The following is a 5,348-nucleotide window of genomic DNA, read 5'->3' as shown; positions in this document are numbered from 1 at the left end:
CGCCATGCCGGGGCGCAGGGCTTGGGCATCCTCGCGGCGCTCGGCGGGCGCGAACAGGCGGCGATCTGCGGCGCGGTGCTCGAGGCGCGGGCTCGGGGCATCCCGGTGATCCTTGACGGCTTCATCTGCACCGCCGCGACCGCGCCGCTCTATGTCGCCGATCCGCGGCTGCTGGACCATTGCCTTGTCGGCCATGTCAGCCGCGAGCCCGGCCATGCCCGACTGCTTGACGCCATCGGCAAGGCGCCGGTGCTGGCGCTCGACATGGCGCTCGGCGAGGGCTCGGGGGCGGCGCTGGCGCTTGGCGTGCTGCGCGCGGCGCTGGAGTGCCACAACGGCATGGCCACCTTCGCGCAGGCCGGGGTCGCGGGCGGATGAACCCGCTCCGCGCCCGGTTGGGCGAGCTGCAGGTGGCGGTGATGCTGCTGACGCGGCTGCCCGCCGGGCGGATCGCAGGGGAGGCGCCCTCGCTGGCCGCCGCCCGTTGGGCCTTTCCGCTGGTGGGGGCGCTGGTGGGGCTGATCGGCTGGGCGGGTCTTGCGGGCAGCATGGCGCTGGGGGCCGCGCCGCTGCTGGCGGCGGGTCTCGCGGTGGCGGCGCAGGTGCTGGCGACCGGCGCGCTGCATGTCGACGGGCTGGCGGATTTTGCCGACGGGATTGGCGGCGGGCGGGATCGGGCGCACTGCCTCGAGATCATGCGCGACAGCCGCATCGGCAGCTACGGGGTGATGGCGCTGATCCTTGCCACGGGGCTTTGGTGTGCGGCGCTGGCGCAACTCGCGCCGCAGGTGGGATCCGGGGCCGGGGCGGGCTGGTTCGTGCTGGTCGGCATGTTCAGCCGTGGCGCCATGGTGGGGTTGCAGGAAGTATTGCCCCCCGCGCGCTCCGACGGGCTCGGGCGGCTGGCCTCGGGCCGCAGCCGGGCCGCGCGGGGGCTGTTGATGGGTCTCGCACTTCTCGGGCTGGTGCTGGCGGGCGGCGCAGGTCTCGTGCTGGGACTGCTTTGCAGTGGCGTGGCCGGAGCACTTGGCTGGCTCGCCTGGCGGCGGATCGGCGGGGTGACCGGCGATGTGCTCGGGGCGGTGCAGCTCCTCTCCGAGCTCGCCTGCTGGGCGGCGCTGGCACTGCTGCTGGCCCCCTGGGCGCCGTAGCGCGCAGGGGGGGGCGAAGGGCGAGGGCGTCAGGCCACCGCCGCGCCGACGGTCAGGTTGGTGACCGCCCGCGCCAGGCTCTCGCGGTCCAGCCCGAAGTGCCGGTAGAGATCGCCGATGGTGCCGGTCTGGCCAAAGTGCTCCACCCCATGCGGGATCACCCGGTGCCCGGCGACGGCGCCGAGCCACGACAGCGTCGCCGGGTGGCCGTCAATCGCCGTGACCAGCGTGCAATGGTGGGGCAGATCGCCAAGCAGCGTCTCCACATGCGAGCGTGCCGCCGCGTTGCCGCGCGCCCGGTCGCGCTGCGCCGCGGTCCAGCCGGCGTTGAGCCGGTCTGCCGAGGTCACCGCCAGCACGCCGACGTCGCGCCGGTGCTCGCCGATCATCCCCGCCGCGGCGATCGCCTCGTCGGCCACCGCGCCCTGGTAGGCGATGACCACCGAGCAGTTCGGCCCCGGCTTGCGCAGCCAGTATCCGCCGTCGATGGCCCCCTGCACGAAGGCGTCGTCATGGCGTTTGCCGGGTTGCTCGAGCGGTTTGGTGGTCAGCCGCAGGTAGACCGAGCCGCCGGTCTCGTCGCGCAGCCATGTGCGCTCGTCCGGATCGCCTGCACCGTCGCGCTGCAGGTAGTCGAAGGCCCATTCCATGATCACCGCCAGCTCGTCGGCAAAGGCCGGCTCGAAGGCTGCCAGCCCGTCCTGGCTCATGCCGATGAGCGGCGTGCCGATCGACTGGTGCGCGCCGCCCTCGGGGGCCAGCGTCACGCCCGAGGGCGTGCCGACGATCATGAAGCGCGCGTCCTGGTAGCAGGCATAGTTCAGCGCATCGAGGCCGCGGGCGACGAAGGGGTCGTAAACCGTGCCGATGGGGATCACGCGCTTGCCGAAGAGGCTGTGCGACAGCCCGGCCGCGCCGAGCAGCAGGAAGAGGTTCATCTCGGCGATGCCGAGTTCCAGGTGCTGCCCCTCGGGGGCGAAGTTCCACTTGGCGGTGGAGGGAATGCGGTGCTCGATGAAGGCATCGTTCTGCGCGGCGCGGGCAAAGAGCTTGCGCCGGTTCACCCAGGGCCCGAGCCCGGTGGTGCCGGTCACGTCGGGCGAGGTGGTCATGATCCGCGCCGCCAGATCGCTGTTCCCGCGCGCCAGATCGTCGAGGATCTTGCCGAAGGCCATCTGGGTCGAGATCTCGCGGCTGGTGTCAACCGCAACCGCTGGAACCGCGAGGCGGGCATCGGAATAGCGCCGCGGCCCCTTGGCGAAGAAGGGCACGCGGGAGAGGAACTGCTTCAACGCCGCGGCGTCGGGCACCGTGGCGAAGGGCTCCCATTCCTGCCCCTCGGCGACACCCATATGCGCCTGCCACTCGGCCATCTGGGCTTTGGTCATCAGCCCGCCGTGGTTGTCCTTGTGCCCGGCAATGGGCGTGCCCCAGCCCTTGATCGTATAGGCCAGGAAGCACACGGGCCGGTCGTGATCGATGGCGGCAAAGGCCTCGGCCATGGTGGAGACGCAGTTGCCGCCGAGGTTCTCCATCAGCGCCGCCAACTCGGCATCGCTGCGCCGCTCGATGAGCGCGGTGACCTCGCCCTGATCGCCCAGATCCTCCATCAGCCGCTCGCGCCAGACCGCGCCGCCGCGATAGGTCAGCGCCGAGTATTCGGCGTTGGGGCAGGCGTCGATCCAGTCGCGCAGCCGCGCGCCGCCGGGCTCGTCGAAGGCGGCGCGCTGCAGGGCGCCGTATTTCACCCGAACCACGTCCCAGCCGAAGGCCTCGAAAATCTTCTCGACCCGCCCGAAGAGCCCCTCGCGCACGATGCCGTCGAGCGACTGGCGGTTGTAGTCGATCACCCACCAGCAGTTGCGCAGGTCGTTCTTCCAGCCCTCCTGCAGCACCTCGTAGATATTGCCCTCGTCGAGCTCGGCATCACCGACAAGCGCCACCATCCGGCCCGCCTCGAGTTCGGCGCCCCAGTCCTTGGCGCGGATGAAATCCTGCACCATCGAGGCCAGCGCGGTGATGCCGACGCCAAGACCCACCGAGCCGGTGGAAAAGTCGACGTCATCGATGTCCTTGGTGCGGCTCGGGTAGCTCTGCACGCCGCCGTAGCCGCGGAAATTCTCCATTTTCTCACGCGTCTGATTGCCCATCAGATACTGCATCGCGTGGAAGATCGGCGAGGCGTGGGGCTTGACTGCCACCCGGTCCTCGGGGCGCAGCGCCGAGAAGTAGAGCGCCGTCATGATCGAGACCATCGAGGCCGAGGAAGCCTGATGCCCGCCGATCTTGATGCCGTCCTCCTTGGGGCGAAGGTGATTGGCGTTGTGGATCATCCAGTGCGACAGCCAAAGCAGTCGCTGCTCGATCACCTTGAGGTGCTGCGCGTCGTCGGTCATGAAGTCCCTCCCTTTGCGCGCGAGGGTACATGAGTCGCCGAAGTGGAACTCACCTTTCCCATTGCCTGCGCTGCCGATCTGTAGTGGAAATGAGCGTCATGGGCGGCTTTGGTGGCGGAATTGAGCGCGAATGATCCAGGACCTCGACGAGATTGATCGAAAGCTTCTCCGCGAGCTGCAGAAAAATGCGCGCGCGAGCCACCAGGAGCTGAGCGAGCGGGTCGGCCTCTCGGCCTCGCCCTGCGCGCGGCGCATCCGCAGGCTCGAGGCCGAGGGCTACATCACCGGCTACAGCGCCCGGATCGACGAGGAAAAGCTGGGCTTCGGCTTCAGCGTCTTCATCTCGGTGCGGCTCGATCGGCAGATCGACGACCGGCTGGAGGCTTTCGAGACCGAGGTCCGGCGCTGCCGCGAGATCGTCGACTGCTGGCTGATGACCGGCAGTTTCGACTACTTGCTGCGGATTTCGGTGCGGGATTTGACGGAATACGAGCGCTTTCTCACCGGTCGGCTGACCAAGCTGCCGGGGGTCGCCTCGCTGGAATCCTCGATCCCGATCCGGCGGGTGAAGTACCAGCCCGCGCGGCTCGACTGAGCCCGCCCGGGGCTGCTGCGCGGTCGTGATCGGCCAGCCCGACGTCTTGGCGCGAGGCGATCAACTGCCTGACGAGGCGGCGCAACGTGAGCGCCGCCTAGAACGCTCACGTTGTCAGAGTCTTCGGGTGCGTGCCGATCAGCGGCCGTTCTCCGCCCGCCACGCTTCGAAGAGCGGCCCGTATTTCTCTTCGTTGACGCGGGGATAGAGCCCGATGATCGGCTCACCCGCCTTGACCTGCGCGACCACGAAATCCTCGTAGGCGGTCATTTCCCTGGCCTCGGCGGCGACCTCATCGGCCATATGCGCCGGGATCACGATGACGCAGTCCGCGTCGCCGACGATGATATCGCCGGGGAACACCGGCGCGTCGCCGCAGCCGATCGGCTCGTTGATCGCGATGGCCTCGTTGTTGGTGAGGTTGGTCGGGCTCGACGGGCGGCTGTGATAGGCCGGCATCTCGAGCTCGGCGATCACCGCGGCATCGCGGAAGCCGCCGTCGGTGACCACGCCGGCGCCGCCGCGCATCATCAGCCGGGTGATCAGGATGTCCCCCGCCGAGGCCGCGTTGGCCTGCTTGCGGCTGTCCATCACCAGCACGTGGCCCTCGGGGCAGGTCTCGATCGCGACGCGCTGCGGATGCTCGGGGTTGCGGAACTCGGAGAGCTGGTTGCGGTCTTCGCGGGCGGGCATGTAGCGCAGGGTGAAGGCCGGTCCGACCATGTTCCTGCCCTTCCAGCCGAGCGGGCGCACGCCCTGGATCACCTGGTTGCGCAGGCCGCGCTTGAAGAGCGCCGTGGCCAGCGTTGCGACGGAGACATCCATCAGGATGTCATGGGTTTCGGGGGTCATCTAGGTCTCCTCCAGTGGGTCGGGGGCCCGGTCCGCGGGAGCAAGGGGGCGGACCGGGCAGGGGGTTGCGTCAGGCCAGATCGCCGGGCAGCAGGGCGTCGGGCAGGTTCTGGTAGCTCACCGGGCGCAGGAAGCGGCGGATCGAGAGGGTGCCGACCGAGGTGGCGCCGAAGTTGGTCGAGGCCGGGTAAGGCCCGCCGTGCACCATCGCGTCGCAGACCTCGACGCCGGTCGGGAAGCCGTTGACCAGCACCCGGCCGGCCTTGCGCTCGAGCACCGGCATCAGCCGCTGCGCCAGCGCCGTGTCGCCCTCGTCCATGTGGATCGTGGCGGTGAGCTGGCCCTCGAAGCCCT

Annotated in this window: 5 protein-coding genes and 1 pseudogene; 3 read left to right on the top strand and 3 right to left on the bottom strand. The window is 69.6% G+C overall.

Annotation, left to right across the window (positions count from 1 at the left end; genetic code table 11):
- Together CLG85_RS26745 and CLG85_RS26740 are read left to right on the top strand one after the other, a co-directional pair.
- Positions 1-378: nicotinate-nucleotide--dimethylbenzimidazole phosphoribosyltransferase (locus CLG85_RS26745; protein ID WP_260350331.1), on the top strand; the 378-nt coding region annotated here is incomplete at its 5' end.
- A complete protein-coding gene (locus tag CLG85_RS26740) occupies positions 375-1,151 on the top strand; it encodes an adenosylcobinamide-GDP ribazoletransferase (protein WP_260350330.1) in 777 nt (258 codons plus the stop codon). The genes CLG85_RS26745 and CLG85_RS26740, both read left to right, overlap by 4 nt.
- A 29-nt stretch (positions 1,152-1,180) precedes the next feature.
- Here the strand turns inward: CLG85_RS26740 and CLG85_RS26735 are convergent, their stop codons facing one another.
- Positions 1,181-3,547, bottom strand: coding sequence for a thiamine pyrophosphate-binding protein (locus CLG85_RS26735; protein ID WP_260350329.1), 2,367 nt, complete (start codon positions 3,545-3,547; stop codon positions 1,181-1,183).
- A gap of 130 nt (positions 3,548-3,677) precedes the next feature.
- Between CLG85_RS26735 and CLG85_RS26730 the strand changes: the two genes are divergently transcribed.
- A complete protein-coding gene (locus CLG85_RS26730) occupies positions 3,678-4,142 on the top strand; it encodes an Lrp/AsnC family transcriptional regulator (protein ID WP_095884228.1) in 465 nt (154 codons plus the stop codon).
- A 138-nt stretch (positions 4,143-4,280) separates the two neighbouring features.
- Here the strand turns inward: CLG85_RS26730 and CLG85_RS26725 are convergent, their stop codons facing one another.
- The gene (locus CLG85_RS26725) at positions 4,281-4,994 is read right to left on the bottom strand and encodes a ribonuclease activity regulator RraA (RefSeq protein ID WP_095884227.1); all 714 of its coding nucleotides are present in this window, start codon (positions 4,992-4,994) and stop codon (positions 4,281-4,283) included.
- 70 nt (positions 4,995-5,064) lie between these two features.
- Positions 5,065-5,348: pseudogene (locus CLG85_RS26720) on the bottom strand (aldehyde dehydrogenase (NADP(+))); the annotation flags it as partial.

This window comes from Alloyangia mangrovi (genome assembly GCF_002300555.2).
GTDB classification, from domain to species: domain Bacteria; phylum Pseudomonadota; class Alphaproteobacteria; order Rhodobacterales; family Rhodobacteraceae; genus Salipiger; species Salipiger mangrovi.
The sequence above is the reverse complement of the archived record's forward strand: the minus strand, read 5'-3'. Positions and strand labels throughout refer to the sequence as shown.

Excerpts from the sequence above, each read along its gene's own strand:
- CLG85_RS26730 (WP_095884228.1), top strand. The coding sequence starts at position 3,678 with ATGATCCAGGACCTCGACGAGATTGATCGAAAGCTTCTCCGCGAGCTG.
- CLG85_RS26740 (WP_260350330.1), top strand. The coding sequence starts at position 375 with ATGAACCCGCTCCGCGCCCGGTTGGGCGAGCTGCAGGTGGCGGTGATG.
- CLG85_RS26735 (WP_260350329.1), bottom strand. The coding sequence starts at position 3,547 with ATGACCGACGACGCGCAGCACCTCAAGGTGATCGAGCAGCGACTGCTT.
- CLG85_RS26725 (WP_095884227.1), bottom strand. The coding sequence starts at position 4,994 with ATGACCCCCGAAACCCATGACATCCTGATGGATGTCTCCGTCGCAACG.